Annotated in this window: 23 protein-coding genes; 4 read left to right on the top strand and 19 right to left on the bottom strand. The window is 62.4% G+C overall.

The features are described from left to right. The first annotated feature begins 202 nt into the window (after window positions 1-202). On the top strand, window positions 203-385 hold the full coding sequence (locus tag NKJ20_RS31765; RefSeq protein WP_352749458.1) for a DapH/DapD/GlmU-related protein: 183 nt from the start codon (window positions 203-205) through the stop codon (window positions 383-385). Here the strand turns inward: NKJ20_RS31765 and NKJ20_RS31760 are convergent. From NKJ20_RS31760 to NKJ20_RS31680, 17 genes are all read right to left on the bottom strand, one after another. Beyond that, window positions 374-784 (bottom strand): methyltransferase domain-containing protein, encoded by a 411-nt coding sequence (locus NKJ20_RS31760; protein ID WP_352749461.1) that lies wholly within the window; start codon window positions 782-784, stop codon window positions 374-376. The genes NKJ20_RS31765 and NKJ20_RS31760 overlap by 12 nt on opposite strands. Next, window positions 703-1,086 carry a hypothetical protein gene (locus tag NKJ20_RS31755; protein WP_352749456.1) on the bottom strand — a complete coding sequence of 128 codons (384 nt, stop codon included), beginning with the start codon at window positions 1,084-1,086 and terminating at the stop codon, window positions 703-705. The genes NKJ20_RS31760 and NKJ20_RS31755 overlap by 82 nt, the downstream gene beginning before the upstream one ends. A gap of 33 nt (window positions 1,087-1,119) precedes the next feature. After that, window positions 1,120-1,341 (bottom strand): hypothetical protein, encoded by a 222-nt coding sequence (locus NKJ20_RS31750; RefSeq protein WP_352749454.1) that lies wholly within the window; start codon window positions 1,339-1,341, stop codon window positions 1,120-1,122. Window positions 1,342-1,344: 3 nt separating this feature from the next. Further along, a complete protein-coding gene (locus NKJ20_RS31745) occupies window positions 1,345-3,201 on the bottom strand; it encodes an SGNH/GDSL hydrolase family protein (RefSeq protein ID WP_352749451.1) in 1,857 nt (618 codons plus the stop codon). A 402-nt stretch (window positions 3,202-3,603) separates the two neighbouring features. Next, window positions 3,604-4,545, bottom strand: a complete 942-nt coding sequence (locus NKJ20_RS31740) for a hypothetical protein (RefSeq protein WP_352749448.1) — start codon at window positions 4,543-4,545, stop codon at window positions 3,604-3,606. 157 nt (window positions 4,546-4,702) lie between these two features. Next, window positions 4,703-5,077 (bottom strand): hypothetical protein, encoded by a 375-nt coding sequence (locus tag NKJ20_RS31735; protein WP_352749445.1) that lies wholly within the window; start codon window positions 5,075-5,077, stop codon window positions 4,703-4,705. Between the two features lie 1,101 nt (window positions 5,078-6,178). Further along, a complete protein-coding gene (locus NKJ20_RS31730; RefSeq protein WP_352749442.1) occupies window positions 6,179-6,619 on the bottom strand; it encodes a hypothetical protein in 441 nt (146 codons plus the stop codon). An 87-nt stretch (window positions 6,620-6,706) separates the two neighbouring features. Continuing rightward, window positions 6,707-7,003, bottom strand: a complete 297-nt coding sequence (locus tag NKJ20_RS31725) for a hypothetical protein (protein WP_352472061.1) — start codon at window positions 7,001-7,003, stop codon at window positions 6,707-6,709. Window positions 7,004-7,010: 7 nt separating this feature from the next. After that, window positions 7,011-9,626 (bottom strand): hypothetical protein, encoded by a 2,616-nt coding sequence (locus NKJ20_RS31720; RefSeq protein ID WP_352749439.1) that lies wholly within the window; start codon window positions 9,624-9,626, stop codon window positions 7,011-7,013. Then, a complete protein-coding gene (locus tag NKJ20_RS31715; protein ID WP_352452691.1) occupies window positions 9,626-10,117 on the bottom strand; it encodes a hypothetical protein in 492 nt (163 codons plus the stop codon). Before NKJ20_RS31715 ends, NKJ20_RS31720 begins: the two co-directional genes overlap by 1 nt. 2 nt (window positions 10,118-10,119) lie before the next feature. Continuing rightward, window positions 10,120-10,788 (bottom strand): hypothetical protein, encoded by a 669-nt coding sequence (locus NKJ20_RS31710; RefSeq protein WP_352452690.1) that lies wholly within the window; start codon window positions 10,786-10,788, stop codon window positions 10,120-10,122. A 232-nt stretch (window positions 10,789-11,020) separates the two neighbouring features. Then, window positions 11,021-13,474: a phage tail protein gene (locus tag NKJ20_RS31705; RefSeq protein WP_352749435.1), complete on the bottom strand. Its 2,454-nt coding sequence runs from the start codon at window positions 13,472-13,474 to the stop codon at window positions 11,021-11,023. After that, window positions 13,471-14,073 carry a phage connector family protein gene (locus NKJ20_RS31700; RefSeq protein ID WP_352638328.1) on the bottom strand — a complete coding sequence of 201 codons (603 nt, stop codon included), beginning with the start codon at window positions 14,071-14,073 and terminating at the stop codon, window positions 13,471-13,473. The genes NKJ20_RS31705 and NKJ20_RS31700 overlap by 4 nt, the downstream gene beginning before the upstream one ends. A gap of 290 nt (window positions 14,074-14,363) precedes the next feature. After that, complete coding sequence (locus NKJ20_RS31695) at window positions 14,364-14,609, bottom strand: hypothetical protein (protein ID WP_031211513.1); 246 nt, start codon at window positions 14,607-14,609, stop codon at window positions 14,364-14,366. Window positions 14,610-14,810: 201 nt separating this feature from the next. Beyond that, window positions 14,811-15,800: a Coat protein gene (locus NKJ20_RS31690; RefSeq protein WP_352749432.1), complete on the bottom strand. Its 990-nt coding sequence runs from the start codon at window positions 15,798-15,800 to the stop codon at window positions 14,811-14,813. A 23-nt stretch (window positions 15,801-15,823) separates the two neighbouring features. Continuing rightward, complete coding sequence (locus tag NKJ20_RS31685; protein ID WP_352749429.1) at window positions 15,824-16,732, bottom strand: hypothetical protein; 909 nt, start codon at window positions 16,730-16,732, stop codon at window positions 15,824-15,826. 207 nt (window positions 16,733-16,939) lie between these two features. Then, window positions 16,940-17,512, bottom strand: coding sequence for a hypothetical protein (locus NKJ20_RS31680; RefSeq protein WP_352749426.1), 573 nt, complete (start codon window positions 17,510-17,512; stop codon window positions 16,940-16,942). Between the two features lie 107 nt (window positions 17,513-17,619). On the opposite strand from NKJ20_RS31680, the gene NKJ20_RS31675 reads away from it, so the two are divergent. The 3 genes from NKJ20_RS31675 (at window position 17,620) to NKJ20_RS31665 (ending at window position 18,727) form a co-directional block, all read left to right on the top strand. Next, entirely contained in the window at window positions 17,620-17,808 is a 189-nt protein-coding gene (locus tag NKJ20_RS31675) for a type II toxin-antitoxin system HicA family toxin (RefSeq protein ID WP_352749424.1), read from the top strand. Between the two features lie 4 nt (window positions 17,809-17,812). Next, on the top strand, window positions 17,813-18,214 hold the full coding sequence (locus NKJ20_RS31670) for a type II toxin-antitoxin system HicB family antitoxin (protein WP_352541138.1): 402 nt from the start codon (window positions 17,813-17,815) through the stop codon (window positions 18,212-18,214). Window positions 18,215-18,409: 195 nt separating this feature from the next. Then, a complete protein-coding gene (locus NKJ20_RS31665) occupies window positions 18,410-18,727 on the top strand; it encodes a YMGG-like glycine zipper-containing protein (protein WP_292654509.1) in 318 nt (105 codons plus the stop codon). 222 nt (window positions 18,728-18,949) lie between these two features. Here the strand turns inward: NKJ20_RS31665 and NKJ20_RS31660 are convergent, their stop codons facing one another. Together NKJ20_RS31660 and NKJ20_RS31655 are read right to left on the bottom strand one after the other, a co-directional pair. Beyond that, window positions 18,950-19,273 carry a Bbp19 family protein gene (locus NKJ20_RS31660; RefSeq protein ID WP_352749421.1) on the bottom strand — a complete coding sequence of 108 codons (324 nt, stop codon included), beginning with the start codon at window positions 19,271-19,273 and terminating at the stop codon, window positions 18,950-18,952. Next, complete coding sequence (locus NKJ20_RS31655) at window positions 19,270-21,012, bottom strand: portal protein (RefSeq protein ID WP_352749418.1); 1,743 nt, start codon at window positions 21,010-21,012, stop codon at window positions 19,270-19,272. Before NKJ20_RS31655 ends, NKJ20_RS31660 begins: the two co-directional genes overlap by 4 nt. Between the last annotated feature and the right edge of the window lie 255 nt (window positions 21,013-21,267).

Raw genomic sequence — 21,267 nt, 5'->3', positions numbered from 1 at the left:
GTCATCCGCAAACCCACGCACCAAATGACGCGTCAGCGGCTTCGTTCAATCCCTCGCGATTCAAACTGAACGTCCGACGCTCTAGTTGGGGTACCACAGTCGTCGATCACAACTCATACGCGACGGGTTGGCAAGACCGCAAGGAAGATGTCGCCGACTGGCATCAGGGAAAAAGGACTGGTCAAAGATCACCATTGCGCCAGTGAAGATTGAAGACAGTGTTTTTATCGGCTTCAACGTCATTATTCTCAAGGGCGTAACGATCGGCAAGGGATCGGTCGTTGGTGCGGGCTCTGTCGTCACGAAAGACGTGCCGCCCTTTAGTATGGTCGGCGGTAATCCTGCAAAGCAAATCGGCGGCGCTGCTGCTAGATCAGCGACTTGAGCACAGAGCTCCGGCCATGTAGGCCATGCTGCGCATCGCCGTCTTGGGTGCAAACCTTAGAAATTCGGTCCGCAGTCTGTGTTTTACCCATCCTTTTTTTTCGCCAGCCAGGTGCTGTTCATAAGCGAGGTCGTGCGCAAAAACCTTTAGCCGTTCGACCTTTAGCCCAGACGTTTTGGGAAGGTTTTCAAACGTTTGGGTCGTGTAGAAGTTGATATGCCCATACGGCCCTGACATCCGAATGGCCTTGCTGAGATCTCGCGTATGCTCCAAAGGCACTTCAATATAGAGCTTCTCGCAGACCCGAGCCGCCTCCCTCAGAAACATCCGTTCGTGCTCGACGTGTTCGACGACGTGAATGGCAAGCCCAAGATCGAACGACTTGTCGGGATGAGGGATGTGATGCCGTCGAATACGTCGATGCTGTCCAGTTTGGCGATTTTTCTTGCCTTGATGGCCTCGACGCCGCTCTTCGAAATCTCGACGGCGCCAAGCTTCTTACCGAGCCCCTTCCTGTTCAGCTTATCCAGCACCGCACCTTCGCCCGCCCCGATGTCAAGAATCCTGTCGAAGAATTGGCCTTGAACGACCGCTTCGATGTGCCCGACCGACTGGTTTGAAGCTATGTCCCGTTTTGCGGCTACTTTTCCATCGGCGTAATAGTCGTCATAGATGTCGATGATGCTGCCGGCATGCGCCATGGGACAATCCTCCAAGGATAGCCCCCGCCGACCTCATCCTGCCATTGCCTGCGAATGGCGTCCAGCGTCGACTACGGCGCCGCCTACCCAGACCTCAACGAGACCCTCAATGTCGCCGTCAGGAACCGGGATTTCGCGGCTGTGTGCCGGATCCTTCGGCTTTGCGACCATGACCATTGCGCCCACCACCAGCCATTCCTCGCCCTCCTCGAGCTCGGTGATGATTTCGCCCTTATGCTGAATAGCGAATGCCATTGCTTATCCCCTTTCCGCGACTTGTTCGATGAAGCGCAGCGCATTGCCGTCATGGCCGGCATCGTTGAAATGCAAGCCCTCTTGATAGTTTCCCGAATTGATGTAGTCGAAGCCGTCGATCGGGATGGTCAGCACATTGCGCGATCGATAGGTCTGACGGATTGCGCCAAGGGCGGCATCACAGGTCCGACCGCCCGTGTAGCTTGCATCCCATGCGGCTGACGGCCGCGTCGGCGGCATCACAAGGATACGCGGTGCAGCGGCCGCTTCCAACGTGTTGATGATTGTTGCGATGTTTGCCGATATCGTGGCCGGCGGCGTGCCAAAGCTGTCATTGATGCCGAGCGCCAGGATGGGCACGATCTTGCCGCCGGCGTAGCCGCATTGAGCGGCGGCCGATGTAAGACGCGCGGTGTTGAATGACGAGAAGGCATAGCTGCCGTGTGCCGCGCGCAAGGTGCGCAGGCGCGGACGCGAGCCGGCCGCCTTGACGCCAAGCCTGATGAGCCCGGTAATCTCGACAGGACCGCCGACAGCCGTAAGAGTGTAATTGCCGCTTGCCGCCTGCCCGGTGAGCGAAGGCCCCGAATACTGATCAAGCGCCAGGGCGCCGGCGCAGTTGACGGTTTTGTACGCCGCGCCGCCGTTGAAGACAAAGGCAAGCGATCCCTGAGCGGCGTCCTGAGTGTAGTGGACGTCGACCTGTTCATAGGTGCCGGTAAACGCCAAGGACGCGCCGGCGGCGAGGATGATGCTCTCGCCGATCGGCCCGCGCGACCCTGTCAACACGCCCCCGGCGACGGTGACGCCATAGAAAGTCGGAAGATAGGTAGAGCTTGGCCGCAAAGCAGTCATGCCCGGTTCATCGTCGGCAATGCCGATATTGGCAAAACGCGTAACCAGGTTGAACCAGTGTTTCGGCCCGTCGCTGGCAAGCGCCCAATGGCCGATGCTATCGGCGATCAGGCAGAGCACATCGTTGTTGGCGATGTGTTCGGCCATCGTCGCGCGAAAGCCGTCATAGAGATTTTGCAGCGACGGCCGGCGCGGAATGAAGAAGCGCTTACTGTTGACGGCCGGCTTGCCAGGTCCCCAAAAACCGTCGCCAGATGCGGGAATGGCCGTCAAGGCGAAATTTCCAGGCGGCACATAGGGATTGGGATGAGCGCTCGCCGCGGACGCAAACAGCGCGGTCGCATCGACGACGCCGTTCGGATCGGCGTCAGCCAGCAGGTTCATGCCGGTATTGCTGGCGCCGCCGGTCAAGGCCCGGTCGGCATCGGCGAGCAGACCGGTCTTGATCGTAAAGCGGACCTCGTACCGATGCTGGGCGGACGATGCTACGGTCGCGCCATTCGACAGCGCGCCTGATTTGATCCATGCCGGGATGCCTTGCGGGTTGACGTTGTTTTGAAATTTGTAGGCGCCACCGCTGATCGCCGGATATTTGCCGGCTGGGATTGGGATACCCAGCGGGATATGAGCGACCCCGTTGACCAGCGTCACCGCATATGTGCTTAGGACATTGACCACCAACCCGCCGAGATAATCTACTACATGAATGAGCGCAGCGCCGGCGCCAGCGCCAGCGCCAACGTCGACCGCTGTAATATGGCCGTCGGCCGGCGCTGGCGTCTGCATGATGACGCTGTAGCTGCCCGGAACGTCCGACCCCGTGTTGACCAGCGTCGGCCAGCCGATTTCCTGGCTAACGCCGACAGCGGAAACGAGACCGTTTGCTGTGGTATAGGCAGCACGCGCCTTGACGGCGACTTCGCCGGTGAAGGTCGCCTTCCACTGCGGACCACAGCGCCTATAGTCTTGGCAGTGTGCGAGGCCGGAACCGCCGCCGTGAACCACTCGACTTCGCCGTTCGGAATTGCCCCGGCAGTGTAGTACCAGCTACCAGCGCCAGTGCGCTGGAGGCCCATGACGCTGCCGGCAGCTTCAGGATCGAAAGCCCTGAAACAACAGACGACGGGCCGGCTGGAACGGACATTGTCTGGTCGGAAACCAGGCTAAGCGTCCCGTCGCCCTCGACGTGGGCAATAACGATGTGGGCTGTCCCTGGCACGATGCCAAATCCAAGCTCCAAGGTCGACAGATATTCATCGACCGTCGACAGCGATCCAGGCCAAAAATAGACGCTGTCGTTCGTAATCACCGTGCCGCCGACGGAACCCGTGATCGGAACGCGTCCGACGATCCTTGAGCTGATCAGGGCAATTTCCGCCGTTGACGCCCTGACGCCCGTATCGGCTGCTACCGCGGTCCGACCCCGACATTGAACAACCCCAAAGAACCAGTCGAAACTTCGGTCCAGAAATACTCGCCGACATCGACATTCCTGCCCAGCACCGCCGCTGCGGCGGCGCCGGCGAGCCCTGCCGACGCCGCAAAACTGAACGTCGGCGCCACTGTGTAGGAGCCCGGCGCCGTGATCAGTATCTGCGTCAGCGCCCCGCCCGCCACCACGAAGCGGCCGGCGGCGCCCGAACCGGTCCCGCCGGTAAACGCCAGGTCGAACGTGCCGTTGGCGCCGCCGGAGCCTGGCGTGATCGCACCGTTGCCGGCGACGCCGAAGCCGATTGCCGCCGCAGTCGTCGGGAAAATGCCCTTGCCGTAGAGCGAAGCGTCGCGTGCAGCCTGAGCGCTGATGACGGCGGCCGCGGCCGCGACGGCATCGGAATTGGTGGCAGCCCGGTCGGCTGTGGTTTGTCCGGCATTCGCGGCGGAAGCGGCGGCACTGGCGGTTGCCTGGCCGGCGCTGGCAGCGGCGGCATCCTTCAGCGCCTGGGTTTCATCGCGCAGCGCTTCAACCTCTTCGGCCACGTCGGCGATGTCGGGCGGAACGGATGCGGCGACGGTGATGGCATCGGCGCCGACGGCCGGCTCGTCGGCCGTGAACTCGAACACGCGGTCGGCGTTGACCGACCCGACCTGGGTGTGAACGGTCGTGCCCTTCTGCAGGGTGCGCGTAGAACGGGCGTCGGCGGCGCGGAACCAGTCGCCTTCGCTCGCCGTGTAGATGCCGTTCTGCGTCGGGTCGGCCTGGTCCTTGACCAGCACGCGGTCGCCGATTTCGGCCGGCACGCCGTCGATGGCCTGCAGGCCGTGCAGGAGGATGTCGGCCGTGGTTGCGAGGCGCACGGGTTCGCGTTCGCCGGTCAGGAGACGAACGGCGGCAGTTGCAGGTCGGGACATGAGGGCTTGCTCCATAAAAAAAGCCCCGCATAAGCGAGGCTGGAAGGGGGTTCGGTGTTGTCGGTGGGAGACTTAAGCTACGCGGCCGGACACCGCGCTATCTGGCGCAGCCGGCGATTTACATTTTTCAGACAGCGAGCGGCAACGCGGTCCAGGGCTACAGCAATCCGCCAATCAGCCTTCTTGTGCCGCCCATGGCCGCCAGCCCGCAGGCCATGCCGGCGCAGTCGGCGACCCAGTCGAGGACATCCATATCGCGCGCGATCAGCTGCACGCCCTGAAGCAGCTCGATCGCCGCGCCGGTGATGGCGAGGAGCAAAACCAGTCTCGTCTTGTGTTCCGGCCAGCCGAGGCTTCCGAGTGCCGCCAACACCGCGAACGCCGCGGCGTGGTTGAGCTTGTCGTGCTGGAAGGTGAAGCCCATGTCCAACTCCTGCAGGAAGCGCACCGGCGAAAGCGCGAGCAGGAGGACGCCGGCCAAGGTGAGCAGAAAAACGATCCTTGCCATGGTCGGAAAAGTGTCTGTGCGCAACAGGTCAATCCTTCATCTTAAACAGGAGGCGATCCAGGAGGCACCGCCAACTGACCGCCCGGCGGTTAGCAGGCCATAAGCCAGCATCGTGACCACAATCAGACCGCTGGCCCGATAGTGGCACCAAACCCCGGAGTGGTTGCCATCGCCGGAGTGGCGTACTCACCGGTGATAGCGCCAGCGCTGACCCGGTCGAGCCGACTGCCGGGCCTGCATCAGCGACGAGCGACGGAGCGTGGCTGTACATCACTTTGGGAGCAACGGAAGCACGTTCTCGTCAAGGAACCGACGGCGCTTGCCGACAAGCGGCAACCGATCACTCTCGAAGTTCCGGCAATACCCTTTCGTCGAGAAATTTGAGACGGCTATCCAACATTTCGGCGTTGGCTGGGCTAGCCGGCACATTGACCGGGATTAGATCTGCCACCGAGTCCCCCCGTCGCGCAGCTTCGACCCACTCTTCCATGGCGCCGATATATCCATCCAGCGCCTCGTATGGAGTCTTGGCGTCCACAGCCGGCAGATATGTCGGGGGCACATCGCCGACGATTACCCATATCCATGGGTCAACTTTTGGCCTGCCCGGAACAATCTCGAAGAGGAAATATAGATTATGCCATCGGCACCGTATCCAAGGTACTCCCCCTTGATGTCTGAAACCCAATCATAGAAATCAAGATATTTTCGGGCTTCCAGACGTGCAGCATCAAGCTCTTCATCGCCTGTGCTTTTGTCAGCCGACGGCAAGCGGGTGACGCTAGTCAAGTCGGGTTTGACGTCGCTATAATTTCTCTCGACCACTTGTGTTCCCTTTCATTTCTTGCTTGAGCCATCTTCTTCTTGCCCAGCGAGCATAGTCTCTTGCATCGCCATGGTGTTTAATATGATCTGCTCTCGCACGATGCGTGATGTTTGAGAGGTGATCTGCCCCCCGTCGGCCAGCGCTTTCTCGTGAGACACATCCATATTCCGGCCCGTGGGCTGATTGGTCCTTGCCAGAACGCTCCGTGCGAAGTGACGCCCCGGTTTCTTGCACCGCTGTCGGCTCCGCCACTCAGCGTCGCAATCACCCATGTCAACCGTTACAATTGGAAGTCGAAACTAACTCCGCTCCGATTCTGGGTGTTCGTCGAGGGTTTTGCCTCGCCTCCATGGCGAGGTTTTTGTCTCGCGCCAAGCATACCAGCCGTAAGGTAAATCAGCCAACTGCATAATAGTCTTGTCTTTTTCAACCATATTTTTCAGGCTTATGATCATAATATCGCTTTCATCGAAATCTTCGGATTCATCCGCGTGAAACTGCCATGATCCGTCATCATCATCATGCACGACGCGAGCAACCCACCCACCATTGCGTATAGCTTTCCTGTTTACAAAAACAGCTACGTTCTGGGGGTCTTCAAACTTCCATTTAGTCATCACAGCGCCTATTTGTTCCACTTTCTCTGTTTCGAATTCTTGCAACCATCCTTGCATTGGTGTAATTATTCGATCCGGGAGTCTTTGTCGGATCAACTGGAATAAGCGGATCGATGTGATCAAACTGTGATTCGTTGGCGGAGGAGTAACGCCTTTTTTTACTTTCACCGGGTCAAAGCAGAGTAAACTCCGCTACCATTCAGAATGTGTTTAGGTGATTTTGTCGCGCTTCCATGGCGAAGATTTTGTATCGCGCCACGCACGCCAGCCTAACGGCAAATCCGCCAACTGTGCAACAGTTCCATCAAGCTCGACCACCTCGACCAAGGCCACTAAAATTAGGTCATCTTGATCAACTTCAGCTTCATTTCCGTAGAATTGCCACGACTCATTATCGTCGCCGTCATCATCATGTGACACATACGCAATCCAGCCGCCCCCCCTAAATATCTTCCGAGTCGAAATAACGGCTGTGTTTTTTGGGTTTTCGAACTTCCATTCGGTCATATGTCACCTATTTATTCGATTTTTCTATATTCTCAAACCCAGCCGTAAGACGAAGATTTTTATAGCTATTTGATCCTGACGATTTTGTCTTGTCAGCGGGATTAACCGGATCTATGTGATCGATATGAGCTTCATTTTTTGGAGGAGTTACGCCTCTTTTGCTTTTCTTTGCTGGAATTATTTCTATACCACTCTCATCCGATCTCAAAATTCCATCATTCACCCTTTTATTTTCCTCGAAAATAGCTATCCTCTGCTTCTTTGTTGGATCCTTGCCGGACGCAACGTTGGGAGGATCTTCCAAATGCGTATAGGGCCTCCTTATTTCTCGGGCCTTGCCGGTCGAGATCGGAATCTCTTCTGCATTGACCGGGGGACCCCCACTATCCAGTACGATATCAGGTTTAGCATTCGCAGAACGCCCGGCAAGCCTTGCCAACACCTGGCTGCCAACGGCACTGAGCCCTTCGGCAAGGACATTGCCGCCCGCCCCCCAAAGCGCGCCGTTGGCAATTCCCCAGGGGACGCTCTGTCCTGTGTTGAAGGCGTATGCCCCGCCATAAGTGCCACCCGCCACACCCCCGACGCCAGTTCGGGCAGCAAGACCGATCAAGCCGTTCTCTGCCGCCGCGCCAACGCTTGCCCGGCCCAGCAAACCGAACAAACTCTCCGCCAGGCCATATCCGCTTAAGCCGGTGCCGAGGGCTTCCGCCGCCCAACCGGCCGAGCCGGCCCGGTCCTCGGCGTCCTCGGTCTTGGCCTGTTCATCTTCGAGGAGGTGCTGGTAGTTTCCTCCCGACCAAACGGAGTCCAGCCCGGCGGAGATCGCATCCGCACCGCCGGCGGCCGCGCCCTTAGCCGTGAGGCGGCCGACATCCGAGAACGCCAAGCCGAATTGCTGTAGCCACGGCATGGCGCTGTACTGGGCTTGGGCCGGATGTTCCCCGATCCACGCCAGCCCGTTCTTGAGCACCGCAACCTGGGCTTCCAACGACTCTGGCGCGACGTTCGGATCTTGGGCGGCCTCGGCTCGCCACTGGGCTTCCGCCGCCACAGAAATCTGTTGGGTTGTCGCCTTGCGGGCATCAGGATCGCGAACCGCCAGGACGATCGAACTCAATTTGGCAAGGCGCTTTTCGAACGGCACACCTTGGTCGATGTATTTCGCCGCCTGCTGGCCAGCTACGGCCCAGGGCATTGGCAGTATTCGGTCGAAGCCCAACTCCTGCTGAGCAGCGACGGCCCAGGTGACGGCAGCCTTATAATCCTCAGGAGCTGTGATCTTATCCCAGTCCGGAGCATGGTTCGGGAACAGTTGGCCGACGTAACCGGCGGGATCGGCGCGCCTGGCACCCAGCACCAATTGCGCGGCGCCGGCCCTTATCTCATATTGCTCCCGCTCTTCCGGCGAGCCGTAGGGGCCGGGTTCAAAATCCCGAATCTGGGCGTGTATCGCCTGGTTCGGGACGGGTCGCATGTCGAAAACCGCGCGGCCGATATCAGCCGTTATGTCGAAGGCTTGGAGACGCTTGCCGCCATCTTCGGCGCCGTACACGGCAGTGAAGTCTTCGGCACCCGGTGTCTTGCCAGAATAGCTGCCGGTATTGGCAATGGCAGCCGGCGCGTTCTGCAAGGCGATGTCGATGTTCGTGCGCGCATCGACCAGGCTTGCCACAGTCGCTACCTGCGCCTTCTGGCCGAGATCCTGAACCGTGTCCGGCGACAAGTCGGCAATCCAGGGTCCTGCGGCAGCCCAAGCCGTATTTCCGACGGGCCCCACGGAACCCGTGCGGATAGGTGTTTCGTCGGACGGAAGGCCACCTACGGGCGCTTCGCGCGTCGCCAGCACGCTGGACCCACTCGCCCGAGGTCCGCCCACAGCTTCGATGGTATCGTCCTTAGTCCTGCCGTCCGTTGAGACCGGCCCAGTCCCCAGCACCTCCGCAGCGCGCTTCGGGTCCTTGGCGATCATCGCCTGGGCGAGCGCCTTTGCCGTGTTGCTGCGCCAGGCGGCCTCGGCGGCCTGCCGGGCCACCGGGTTGCCCATCTTGCCGATCAGCTCGAGCCCGCTCTGCCGGATCGCCTCGAATGTTCCTGTGTCGTCCGGGTCGCCCTGCGCGATGGCGCTTGTGTAGCCGTCCTCGACCTTGCTCCACTCGGCCTGCTCATAGTTCTGGCGCCGCGCGTGCTGCTGCGCGGCCATGCGCGCCGAGCCGGCCAGCCGCAATGCCTGCTTTTGGGCGAGGAAATTGGCGCGTTCGCCCTCCGGCACTTTCGCTACGGTGTCGTCGAAGATCTGGTCGAACAGGCCGGGCCTGACGACGCCGTCGCTGCGCGGATCGAGCTGGCCATACATGAAGTCGTGCAGGCCGCCGCCGTCGGCCGGCGCGGTCTGCACCGCCACGGCCTCGGCGTGCGCTATGCGTGCGTTCAGCTCACGGCCGATAATGTCGGCGTCGAACGCATCCTGCTGCTGCTTCTGCTGCCGGAAGCGTTCGGCTATCGCCGACAGCTCGTCGCCAAAGCCTTGCATAGCGGCGCCCACTGGCGAGCCGTTGGGATATGAGGCCACATTGCCGGTATCGAGCCGGCGCTGGGCAAGCTGGAGCGGGATGGTGGCCATCAGTAGAGGCCTCCGCCCGGCGCCGGCGGGAAGGCGCTTCTGCCGAACGTCACCGTCTTGGCCGGATCGTAGAGGCCGGAGATGCCCGACACGAGGTTGCCGCCGGCCTTGAAGATCGAGGCGCCGACCGCCTGCCTGCCGGAAAAGCGCGCGATCGCCGCCTGCGTGGCGAGACCGTTCTGGCGCAGCTGCGAGCCGTATTGGATCGCCTTGAGGTCGAGCTGGCCCTGCCTGGCATTGGCTGCCAGCACCTCGGTCGGCGAACCTGCGATGGCGACGCCCGAAGCGCCGGCCTGGGCACGCGCCTGGGCCTGCAGCAGATCCTGCTTATGGCGCTCCTGGCCCTGCTCGAAGGCCGAGCTTTGGGCGTCGGCCCGCGCCTGCTGTTCATAGGCTTTGGCCTGGTAGTCGGCCATCTGCTTGGACTGCTGGCCTTCCGCCAGCGCGCCGCCGACCGAAAGCGCCGTACCGATAAGAGCTAGTGTGCACATGGTCAGCCTCGTTCGCCGGCGGGAATGAATTTGCTTTTGATGCCGTCGACCGGCGCGCCGATCGAAGGCCGCCGGTCGAGCACGCCGCCGGGGCTGAGGAAGGACAAAAGCAGTCGGTCGGCCTGGATCGCCGGGCGGCTGAGACGCGATGGCGCGGCGGCCCGCGGGCCGGCCATGGCGGTGCGCCGGATGGTGGTCAGGTTGACCTTCAGGCCGACGGCGCCGTCGGCATTGAACAGGCCGTTGGCAGCGATGATGGCGCGGCTCAAGGCATCGGCCGCGAACAGCTCCTGGCGCAGCTGCTCGATCAGCCAGTGGACCGTGCGCCAGTTCTCGCCGAGCGCCTCGGCCTTTGTCCTGACCTCGTCGCCCGGCGCCGGCGTGGCGGCGACGGCTTCGGCGGGGGGTTCGTCCAGGGGGGCGCCAATGCGGCGCTCGTCCGCGTCCTCGATGGTTTTCTCGATCAGCGCGATTGCAGCGTTGCAGTCGTCCAATGCGGCACGCGCCGCCGTCAAATTTCCGGCGCCGAAGATCGCGTGAAACTTTTCCGTTTCCAGCTCGCCCTTGCGGGCGATCGCATCGTTGAGGTCGGTGTGGAGCAAGGCGCGGATGGCAGCGAAATCGGCAGCCGTCCGCGCCCTGCCGAGTTGCTCGGCATGGGTTGGGGTCACGGGTGGGTTCCTTGGTTGGGAAAGCGATGGAAGACGGAGCGGGTGATCTCCCCCCTCGAGGGGGAGATGCCGAGCTGTGGCAAAGAGGGTAGGCCAGAGGGGGTCGTCTCGCGTGGAGCGCCGGCGTTCTTCCCCCGCGATGGAGGCGATAGGAGGCCGCGTCAGGACGAACCGACCCCCTCTGTCGCCTTCGGCGACATCTCCCCCTCGAGGGGGGGGAGATCAGCAGTTCCTAAGGCTCGGCGTCGAACACCGGCGTCATCGCCCTGATCGTGCAGGGCGTTGGATTGACGTGGCGGATCTTCACCCGGCCCTGCCCTTCCCAGCTATCGTCGATCGGCACCTCGACATTGCCGGTGAACAATTTCGCCATGCCGTCGGGTGCGACCACGGACGGGATGCGAACCTGCTCCCAGCGGCCGCGGATGAACGACTGGACCTGAAGCCCGGTTGTGTCGGTTTCCAGCAGCGAAAGAATGAGCTTGGCCACCTTCTTGCGCCGCCCGACGATCGATCCGTCGCGGCCGCCGACATCGAGCTCCAGCGTGTTGGCTTCGGACTGGTAGCCGAGCCCGACCTGCCATTTGGCTGCCGTAGCCCCACCGGGCAGCGAGACCGCGCCAGCGGCCACAGCAAGGCCCTTGTAGACCTTGCCATCGGCCAGGACGTCGGCTGTTTCGCCGTTGAGATGATCAAGCCCTGAGACCGTGCCCACAGCGGCGCCCGAATAGGTCAGGCCGCAGTCGACTTCGAATGCATCGCCGATCCCGCCATACTCGAACGGCGCGGTCTTTATTTCGATATAGCGCCTGGTCACGCCGCCGATCGTGCGTTTGACGATCAGCCAGAGATCGTCGTTGCCGTCCTGGCCGGGCGTCACCACGGCGCTTTCGACAACGGCCCAGTTCGATCCTGCGAAGCTTCCGGCGATCTGGTGGATGTGCATGCCGCGAACGTCCTGCGACGGCTGGTGCGTGTAGCCGCCGAGTTCGCCATCCCCGAGCGGGAACCACAGCAGCGGGTCGGGGTCGGTCTGGAAGGCGAGTTCGACGACGCCTTTCTTTGGAATGTGCTCCGATATTTGACCGACATCGTCGGAGGTGAAGCGGCCGGTGGCGTTTTGCGTCAGCTCGGCGATCGATTTGCGGGAGCGGGTGACATAGAGGAACGACTGCCCCGCATCGACGGGACGCAGCGGGGCACAACCGAAAGTCCGCGACCGGCGGTTCTTGAACGAGGACGCCGTCAGCGCCTCGTCGATGCCGGAACCCGACAGCGCCCTCACCCCGCCAAGCGTTCCGATGATCAGCGCGCCGTCCGATTCCGCCACCCACGTAATGTCGTTGGCCTGGCCGCCACCTGCCTGCACGAATTCCAGCGCGTCGGTGTCTTTCTCACCGGTGGCGAAGTTGTCGAAATCGCCGGTTTGCGAGGCATAGACCGAGAATTTTCGGCTGAACGCCAGGCGCTCCTCGTAAAGCGAACCGCTCTGCACATACTTGCCGGGCACGAACGTGCCGAGACGCCAGCGAATGATCGGGCTGAGATCGGGCAGAGCATGCCCGTACAACTGGACCGTGACCACCGTCGTGCTGGTCCGGGCAACGATCTTGGCCCAGCGCCAGAAGCCATCCGCGGCAAGCAGACGAATGGCACGGCCGATATCGCTGGTCTGGAAGCCGATGCCGTCGTTGATGCCGACGATCGAGGAGGCCGAAAGATCGAACGGCGTTTGCGACGGCGCGTATTCGTGCAGGGCCAGTTCGGCGATAGCGGTTCCGTCGCTGCCGCCACCTGAAAACAGCAGCTGATAATATTCGTAGGCAACCGTGTTGTTGAAGCCGTCGAAGAAGCGGGTTTCCGACTTGGACCAGCCGGTCTCTCCGTCCCGGCTGTCGAGCGTCGTCCAGTCGGTGCCGTTGTGCGAGGCCTGGAATTGCCACTGGGTCGGCGATGCAGTGTCTGAGTGATCATTCGTGGCGGTAATCCAGTAGGCGTCGACCGTCTTGGCCCCGCCGCCGAACTGGTAGCGCAGATACCCGCTCGGAAAGCCCGCTATGTTCTCCCCCTTCTGCTTGTCGCCATCGAACACCTGCCACACGTCGGATGAGCCGTTGCTGTTGCTGACCGTGCCGCTTGGCAGCGTATTCGCGACCATGACCGGCATGGCGTTGCCGGTTGCGGCCGGCGTCAACGTCGTGGCGGTGGTGTTGATCTTGTCGTAAGGGCCGTCGAGAAAGACGAAATCGGCGAGCGTCCAGGTCGTGTGCGCGGTGCGCGTCAGCACTTTGACCGGATGACCCTTGTGGGTGATCCACATCTGGTCTGCCGACTGGACGAATTGCAGGTCGAACAGATCGGCCTCGGGATAAGGCGAAACGACTTCGACCGTGCCGACACGCGCGCCATAGGCATAAACGCGGATGTAGAGATCGCCGAATTCGAGCGCATAGGCCTGGTCGGCCGAGAAGATGAACGGGATCAGCCGTGTCGCCTTTGACGGAGCCTTCACCTGGGCGCAAAAATACGTGCCGCCGCGCTTCCTGATGCCGCCATGCGGCAGCGTGACGAAGTTCGTGCATTTCGACAGCGCCGCCCGGTAGAGCTCGAGCGAGGCGCGAGCATGCAAGCGGGGAGAAATCTCGCCGCGGATGAAAGCATCCTGGATCGGATAGAGCGTGGTCATCGGCCGACGCCCCGGCTGTCGCCGCGCTGGAAAGCCCAGGACGTCGTCGAAAATCTGCCGCCGCGCTGGATGGCATTGGCCGAGTAGGCGGCGTCCAGCGCCCTGTCATAGGCGCTGCGTGCGACGTCGATCATGCCGGACTTGTGGGTCAACGGATGCGCGATCTTGATGGCGAGCGCCGCCACCAGCACCTCGGTGAACAGCGCGTCCCAGTCGTTGGGGTCTGTCAGGTTGGCGACATAGCGGATGATGCGCGGCCCGGCCTGATCCGAATAGATCAGCCCGGCCTCCTGCCGCCATGAGAGCGGCACGCCATCCGGCTCGCCATTCCCTGTCAGCGGCAAGGGCCGCAGGCAATCGGCGGGAAGCTCATAGGCGAAGTTCAGCGTGCCAGCGCCGCCGCCGGTGTCGAAGCCGGCGACCGAGGCCGCCAGGATGGCGAAGACAAAGGCATGCTTGGTCAATTCGGCCTCGCGGGTCAGGTCGAAATGCAGATTGAGCAGGCGCGCCGCCTTGGCGTCCTGGTCGAGGCTTTCGATCGGCGCCTCGTCGAGCACGGCGAGCGCCATGTTGGCGATGTCGAGCGGGGTGATGGCCATGGCTCAGGCCTCTGTCTGTATGGTTGGTCGGAGAAAACGGGGCATGGTGCCTCCACGGCAAAAAGCCGCTTCGAAGCGGCTGGGGATTTTTTGTGATTTGTGGCTTGGGCAGAACGTTGCACGTCTCGTGCACGGGGGCCGTCACGACGCCACCCGCCCGTCATGAAACGGCGTGGCAGACGCTTCGTCAGCCGTCTTTTTCCCATTCGAGCAAGGAAGACGGCAATGCTTCGGCTATTGCAGTTTCACGACACCGCCGCGCAACGCGGCGATGTCTTGCCTGAATTGTGTCAGCCGACGTGTGCGCCGGTCGAGATCCCTGTTTCAGCTGACTTGGCAAAGACGCTTGCTTTCACCCTTCCGGCACCTCCCGCCAAAGCCAAGCCCCTGTCCAGGGCGTCCTGAAGACTTGGCGTGTAGTAGGCGGTGTCTTCCAGGCCGCTGAAGAAGTTTATGCGATGAACTTCCCCTTTCTTGCTCATGACAATGCCCGCTTTTCGGAGCACTTCCTGAACTGTTTTGTACTTCATGTTCATGGTGACCTCCCTTACCAAGACAAGGCAGCATCGCCCTTTCTTGTAACTGTTTGGTGCCGTCGATTGGCCAAAGGGCAACATGAATGTTGTAGCGAACGCCAAAATTCACATCACTCCGACGCAGCGCAGCGGGTGAACTTGGGATTCGCCGACCTGGTGTCCCGAAGGGGCGGGACGTCTGACGCCCGCCCCTTCGCCCGATCAGGCCTCGGTCGTCTTCAGCGCGATGAACGTCATGTGCTTGACGCTCGACGCCGTGCGGTCCCAGTTTGCCGCCAGTGCCAGCTCGGCATCGGTGGCGAATTCGCCGGCCGAGGACGCATCGAGGAAGCGGGTGCCCGGCACATGCGGCACGAAATGCCGGCGGCCGACCATTTCGGTGACGCCGCCGCCATGGCCCTGCCGCGGCTTGCGGTCGAACTCGAGCGGGCCGCCTTCGGTATTGACTGGCAGCTCGTTCCACAGGATTGCCTTGTCCTTGAACATGAACGCCGTGTAGACGCCGCCGGCAACCGGAATGTCGTCGTCGACGACAGCCCTGAGCCCCATGTAATAGGGGATCAGCGGCCCGCCCTGCTCGGACGACGGCACATAGTCGATGAGGTCGGCGAGCTTCAGCGCCTTCATCTGTTTCGAATGCATCCAGATCGTCTTGAACTTGTCGGCGCGGTCGCCCATCAGGTAGGCGGCCTCGATGATGTCGGTGTCGACGATGGAGGCGCCGGTGACGCGCACCAGGTCACTGCCGTCATTGGCGATGTTGTCGGCCAGCACGCCTTTCAGTATGCCCAGCAGCGTCAGCTTGTTGGCGCGCTGCCAGTAGTCGGTCTGGCGGCGCACGACAAGCTTCTGCGGATCGTCGCCGGCAAGGATCGAGGTCAGGTCCGGGATGCCCCAGGCCTGCGCACGCACATTGCGGGCCGCGACTTCGCGGCGCGCGCCGATCTTCTTCATCTCGATCGAGTCGGCCGGGTCGTCGTTGACCGGCTCGGACGGATCGTTGCCGAGGTCCTTCCAGCCGGGCATGTCGACGGAACGTCCGCCCAGGCTGAGCTTCGAGGCGATCGACGGGTCGGAAAACAGGATCCCGGCCTGGTAAATCTCCAGCGACTGGACGTGCTCCTCGAACGAGTATTGCGCATAGACGGACGGAACGATCGCGTCCGCGATACGGGTATAGGCGTCTGCCATTTTTGTCTTCCTTCAGGTTTGGGTTAAAGAGGATTGTTGGGCATCCACAGGTCGGGATTTTCGCCGGCCTCGCGTGCCAGCCGCCGGGCGCGGGCGGGGTCGCTTTTGACCAGGGCTGAGATGCCAGTCAGGTTGCGCTCGCCGGCGGCATTGCGCTTGAAGGGATTGCCTCCGCTCAAGGCCGTGCCGCCGTCGATCGTGTCTTCGCGGAACATCGCCTCGCCGATGGCGTGGAACGCCTTGGCGATCTGCGGGTCGGTCAAGGCACCGTCCGGCAGAAGGATGCCCTTCGCCTTGTAGGCATTGACCAGGCCGAGCTTTTTCATCGCCCGGTTGGCGACCTCGAGCTTCTGGCGAAAGCCATCGCTGCCGGTCGGTCCCCAATCCCTGACGAGGTCGTCATGCGTCGTCTCGACCGAGCGGGCAAGGGCGATCTGCTGTGCCTTAGCCTGCTCGGCCATGTAGCCGACGAAGCGGTCGTGATAGGCCTGTGCGACCTTCGGGGTAGCACCTGCCTCGACCGCCCAGGCCTTGGACGCATTGGCGAGCTCGTCCGAATAGGCGAAGTTTTCGGGGAGCCCGTCGGGGCGCCGGTACTCGACCTTCTCGGGTGAGGTCAGCGGACGCATCGCCTCGGGCAGCCGGGCATGGAACCTGTCCCAGTCTTCCGCGGCTGCATCGGCTGCCGGAACGCGCAGGCTCTCGCCCTGCTGCCGCTCCAGCTCCGCATAGGAGGCGAAGACCCGATCGAGGCTTTCAGGCTTGGTCCAGCCCTTGGTTTCAGCAAGCTTGCGGTTGCCTTCGGAAAGACCGTCAAACCAGCTTTTGGCCGCAGGCGGGGCGGACCCGTTGTCCCCGTTGCCCGGTGGCCGTGCAAGGTTGCCCGCCGGTGGCGCCGCCACCACGGACCCGGCGTCTGCCAGATCTGTCATGAGAAGATTCCTTTTGTTGACGTTTCAGAGGAGAGCCGATGGCGACGCTTGGTATCTCCCCCCTCGAGGGGGAGATGGCCGGCAGGCCAGAGGGGGTAGCCGCGCGTGGAGCGCCGACCTCATCTGTCGCCGGGCGTCGCGCCCGGTCGAACCGACCCCCTCTGTCGCCTTCGGCGACATCTCCCCCTCAAGGGGGAAGATTAGCGCCTACGCATTATCGCCCCAGTTCTCCCAGAGCAGGGTGATGGTGCCCGACACCGCCAGCGTGCCGTCGGCGTCGATATCGGTGCCGGTCGCAAACGCCAGGTTGAGATAGAGGTCGACCGGCGTCACGGTGCCGTCGAGCGTCAAGGCTGCGGCAACATCGGCAATCGACGCGCTCGACGGCGCGGCACCCGCGCCATCCAGCGTGCGGCCGGTCGCGCCCAGCACATTGACCATGGTGCCGGCAAGCACCGCGCTCGATGCTGCCGTCGAGCCGAGCGACCAAGTCAGCGCGGCATTGTCGTTGATGGTCGAGGCGCGCGGCGTCAGCACGGCGAACTGCAGTCTTGCCGTGCCGCCCTTGATGCGGACCTTGCCATCGAGAAAGTCGAAGAGCTTCTGGCTGGCAAAGCCCTGCGCATCGGTGACCGGCACCGGCATGGCATTGAAGGAGAAGACGGTGCGGTAGGCGCCGCCCTGCCCAGTCGTCCTGGCGGTAAGCCCCGCCCTGGGCGGGGCAAGGCCGGCTTCTCTGGCGGCGGCACGCGAAAGCGTCCGGGGAAGACCTCGGGTCATTTGATTTCTCCATTCTTGCGGGATTGAAAACGGGGTCGGCTGGGCCGCCGCACGCAACAGCGGCAAAAGCTCATGGACATTTGGATTTATGTGTATTTATACACAACATGAAGGGCGCCGATGTCATCCACAGGCTGTCGGCGGATGGCTGGTACGAAGTGGCTCGAAAAGGAAGTCACGCCCAGTTCAAGCACAAATCCAAGCCGGGCCAGCTGACAGTTCCGCATCCCAAGCGCGACATCCCGATCGGCACTCTCAAGAGTATTGAAAAACAATCCGGCGTGAAGCTGAGGTAGAGAAATGCGGAACTATATCGGATTGATCCACAAGCAAGCGGACAGCGACTTCGGCGTCTCCTTTCCCGATTTTCCGGGCCTGGTGACAGCCGGCGTCAACCTGGATGATGCCCGTGCCATGGCCGGGGAAGCACTGGCCTTTCATGTCGAGGGGCTGGTCGAGGATGGCGAGGCCATTCCCGAGCCGTCATCCCTGGAGGAAGTGATGTCGGACAAGGACAATCTGAGCGGTGTCGCCATCCTGGTTCCCTTGAAAGCTGAAGCTGCGAAGGTCGTGCGTGTCAACGTCACCATTCCGGAAGATGTCCTCGATCAGATTGACCGATATGCGGAGCGCCACGGCTACAGCCGATCCGGATTTCTGGCCGCTGCGGCGAAAAAGGTAATGCAGATCGAGGCAGCGTAGCGCTCTCGAAGGCGCGACTGGAGATGAAGCTCTTTGGGTCTTGTTCGGTTACTTTCTTTGCGGATCAGGCCGTCAGACAAAAACAACCATGTCTTATTTCGTGAGGCACGGTGCCTATGTTCCGCCGCAAATGCGACCGTACTTGGCAAAATCAGCCTGCGAATTAGTTCATAGACTTCAAGGGAGTATCAGACGATGACCATGTCCAGAGCCATTGCCGCCATGTTCGTAACCGCCGCGCTGGCAGGCTGCGCGCAGACCGAAGCACAGCAGAGAACCAGCACCGGTGCGCTGCTCGGCGCCGGCGCCGGCGCGCTTGCCGGCCAGGCGATCGGCGGCAACACCAAGAGCACGGTCATCGGTGCCGGAGCCGGCGCCTTGCTGGGCGCCGTCGTCGGCAACGCCACCACGCCGCAGCCGCGCAGCGAACAGCTTTGCCGCTATCAGGATCGCACCAGCGGCCGCATCTACACCGCCCCCTGCGACGACCGCTATTACAACGGCGATTATTGAGCCGGCGCGGGTTGCAAATCACGACAAGGCCGGCGGGACAGCACCCCCCTCTGGCCTGCCGGCCATCTCCCCCTCAAGGGGGGAGATGGGGTATCTTGTCTGCTTCCGCCAATCACCAACGTTGCAGGATTGGCGGCTAGGGCGAAGCTGCTGATCTCCCCCCTGGAGGGGGAGATGGCCGGCAGGCCAGAGGGGGGCGCCTCGCGCCTTTCGGACCTTATCCTACCTCCCCTCCAGCCTCGCCGCCTTCTCCAGCGCAGCCAACTGCGCCTCGTCCAGCGTCAAAAACCCCATAATATGCTGCACCACTTCGGCGCGGGCATTGCTCAGCGCGCTGTGCAGCTCGAAGCCGTTCGGCGTCTTGGTCTTGGCCAACCATTCGCCATAGGACGGGCGGCGGTAATAGCCGGTTGCGGCCGCCAGGTCGGCCAGCACCATTTCGCCGTCCTGGCCCGAGAACACCCTGAGATAGGCCTTGGCCAGGGCATCCTGCGCCTTGGCCGGGCCGCCGGCCTGGCTGGAATGGGCGAAGCGTTTTTGGCTCATACGCCCTGCCCGCCCGAAGCATCTTGCGCAGCCTGCGGCATCAGCCCGCCGAGCCCGTCGAGCAGGCCGCTGTCGCGCGCCTGCACTGCCGCCGGCACGGCATCCCTGGCGACCTTGCCCGCGGCAGCCATCGCCGCCATGCCGGCCTGTTCAGCTTGAGCCTTGGCTCTGGCATCGCGTATTCCCGCCACTTCGTCCTGGCGGCGAAAAATGCGCTGCGGACTGCGGCCGGCGCCCTGCACGATCTTCAGCGCCGCGTCGCCGTCGATATTGTCCATCACGCCGGGATCGAACTGCGCCATCTGCATGGCGGTGGTGACAACCTGGATGGTGTCGCGCGCCTCGGCGGAACGGCGCAGCACGTCGAGCGGACCGGTGAAGGTCGGCCGCAACGCTTTGCCGGCAAGGCTCGCCGGCGGCAGGAAGCGGCTGTCTTCCTCGTAAAGTCCCTTGTCTTCCAGAATACCCAGCTCGCGGTCGAGATTGCTGGCAAAGCCGGCCTGGATGATCGAGCCGGAGGGGCCGAGCAGCGCGCCCTTCTCCTCCTGCCGGATCAAGGCTTCGGTCGCCGTCATCTGCGGGTTCTGTACCAGCGTCTGGAACAGGTTGACGAACATCATGTCGCGGATCTCCTCGGCCCGGCTGTCGGCGTAATTGAAGGCATAGGTCGGGTTCTGGCCGGTGGCGATCGGCGCGATCAGCGGCCGGCCGGCATCGTCGATCAGCCCGGGATAGTTCTCGCCGGGATTGAGCACCGGCACATAGTCGAGGCGAGCCTTGGAGGCGGTCGCCGGATCGGTGATCTGCTGCAGCGCGCGAAGGCCGGAGCGCCGCACCGCGTTCTCCTCGCGCACCGTCGTCAGCGCCTCGATGGTCGGCGAGATGCCGTAGGGATCGCCCTCGTAGCGGCGCCAGTTGAAGCACGACACCGGGAACGAGCGAAAACCGCTTTCCCTGACTATCACCTCCTCGTCCTCGATCACGTGATAGGAAGCGAACGCCGTATCCAGATACTGGTAGGAACCGGAGAGGCTGTACATCTTGCGCTCGTCGCGCGGTTGGATGCACTGGATCAGCGAGATTTTGGTCTCGCATTTGGCGGGGTCGTCGACCAGAACTTTGATCCGCGCCGGCAGTCTGTCGTAGCCGAGCAGTTGCGCCGCCTGTCTTGCCGTGCGCTCGTAGCGGCGGTGGAAAATATCGACCTGGCCCCAGCGGTTGCGGGAGAGATAGCCCTCGACCACCGGGATCGAGGCATAGCGGATCAGCGTGCCGCCAAAACCTTCCTCGGCATAGAGATAGGCCGGGCCGTAGCGCACGACATTGCGCAGGCAAGCCTGCGTTGCCGGCACGAAGTTCGAATTGGCGGAGTAGCGCAGCGAGAAAAGGAAATCGCGCAGCGCTTCCGCCCATTCCTTCTCCTCGTCGGTCTCCTCGTCGTTGATGGCCGCGGTCGACAACCCATGCCATTTCTCCGACTGCGGGATGATCAGGCTTTCCAGCCCCGCGGCCAGCCGGTTGGCGGCCGAGTTTATGGTGTTGGCGTAGACCCGCGCACCGCGCCGCTCCTGCCGCTCGGCCTGCGAATCGAAGCCGGCCTTTCGGCTGCCGCTCCACATGTCGGGCGCATCGGGATCGCAGAATTCCGACACCGCCTCCCAGACATGCTCGTACTGGCTGCGCTCGCTCTCCAGTTCTGCCTGTCGCGACAGGATATCGCGAGCACGGGAATCGCTCATGGTCAGCCTCGCTTGATAAACTCAATGGGAAAAAGAAAGAAATGGCGGGCACGCCGAAGCGGCCGATCTCCCCACTTGAGGGGGAGACGTCCGGCAGGACAGAGGGGGTCGTCTCGCGTGGACCGGCGACCCCCTCTGTCGCCTTCGGCGACATCTCCCCCTCAAGGGGGTGTTTGGACCGGAGACATCGCGAACAGGTGTGCGAGGACATCGCGAACAGTTTGGCGCGCTTTGCGCCGGGAGGTTCGGGATGCC

It is taken from the genome of Mesorhizobium sp. M0185 (assembly GCF_040322175.1).
In the GTDB taxonomy this organism is placed as follows: Bacteria; Pseudomonadota; Alphaproteobacteria; order Rhizobiales; family Rhizobiaceae; genus Mesorhizobium.
The sequence above is the reverse complement of the archived record's forward strand: the minus strand, read 5'-3'. Positions and strand labels throughout refer to the sequence as shown.

Bases quoted from the DNA above. Each gene is read 5' to 3' on its own strand.
- NKJ20_RS31755 (WP_352749456.1), bottom strand. From the start codon at position 1,086: ATGGCGCATGCCGGCAGCATCATCGACATCTATGACGACTATTACGCC.
- NKJ20_RS31750 (WP_352749454.1), bottom strand. From the start codon at position 1,341: ATGGCATTCGCTATTCAGCATAAGGGCGAAATCATCACCGAGCTCGAG.
- NKJ20_RS31740 (WP_352749448.1), bottom strand. From the start codon at position 4,545: ATGTCCCGACCTGCAACTGCCGCCGTTCGTCTCCTGACCGGCGAACGC.
- NKJ20_RS31725 (WP_352472061.1), bottom strand. From the start codon at position 7,003: ATGACCGAATGGAAGTTCGAAAACCCAAAAAACACAGCCGTTATTTCG.
- NKJ20_RS31720 (WP_352749439.1), bottom strand. From the start codon at position 9,626: ATGGCCACCATCCCGCTCCAGCTTGCCCAGCGCCGGCTCGATACCGGC.
- NKJ20_RS31715 (WP_352452691.1), bottom strand. From the start codon at position 10,117: ATGTGCACACTAGCTCTTATCGGTACGGCGCTTTCGGTCGGCGGCGCG.
- NKJ20_RS31705 (WP_352749435.1), bottom strand. From the start codon at position 13,474: ATGACCACGCTCTATCCGATCCAGGATGCTTTCATCCGCGGCGAGATT.
- NKJ20_RS31700 (WP_352638328.1), bottom strand. From the start codon at position 14,073: ATGGCCATCACCCCGCTCGACATCGCCAACATGGCGCTCGCCGTGCTC.
- NKJ20_RS31695 (WP_031211513.1), bottom strand. From the start codon at position 14,609: ATGAACATGAAGTACAAAACAGTTCAGGAAGTGCTCCGAAAAGCGGGC.
- NKJ20_RS31690 (WP_352749432.1), bottom strand. From the start codon at position 15,800: ATGGCAGACGCCTATACCCGTATCGCGGACGCGATCGTTCCGTCCGTC.
- NKJ20_RS31685 (WP_352749429.1), bottom strand. From the start codon at position 16,732: ATGACAGATCTGGCAGACGCCGGGTCCGTGGTGGCGGCGCCACCGGCG.
- NKJ20_RS31680 (WP_352749426.1), bottom strand. From the start codon at position 17,512: ATGACCCGAGGTCTTCCCCGGACGCTTTCGCGTGCCGCCGCCAGAGAA.
- NKJ20_RS31675 (WP_352749424.1), top strand. From the start codon at position 17,620: ATGAAGGGCGCCGATGTCATCCACAGGCTGTCGGCGGATGGCTGGTAC.
- NKJ20_RS31670 (WP_352541138.1), top strand. From the start codon at position 17,813: ATGCGGAACTATATCGGATTGATCCACAAGCAAGCGGACAGCGACTTC.
- NKJ20_RS31665 (WP_292654509.1), top strand. From the start codon at position 18,410: ATGACCATGTCCAGAGCCATTGCCGCCATGTTCGTAACCGCCGCGCTG.
- NKJ20_RS31660 (WP_352749421.1), bottom strand. From the start codon at position 19,273: ATGAGCCAAAAACGCTTCGCCCATTCCAGCCAGGCCGGCGGCCCGGCC.
- NKJ20_RS31655 (WP_352749418.1), bottom strand. From the start codon at position 21,012: ATGAGCGATTCCCGTGCTCGCGATATCCTGTCGCGACAGGCAGAACTG.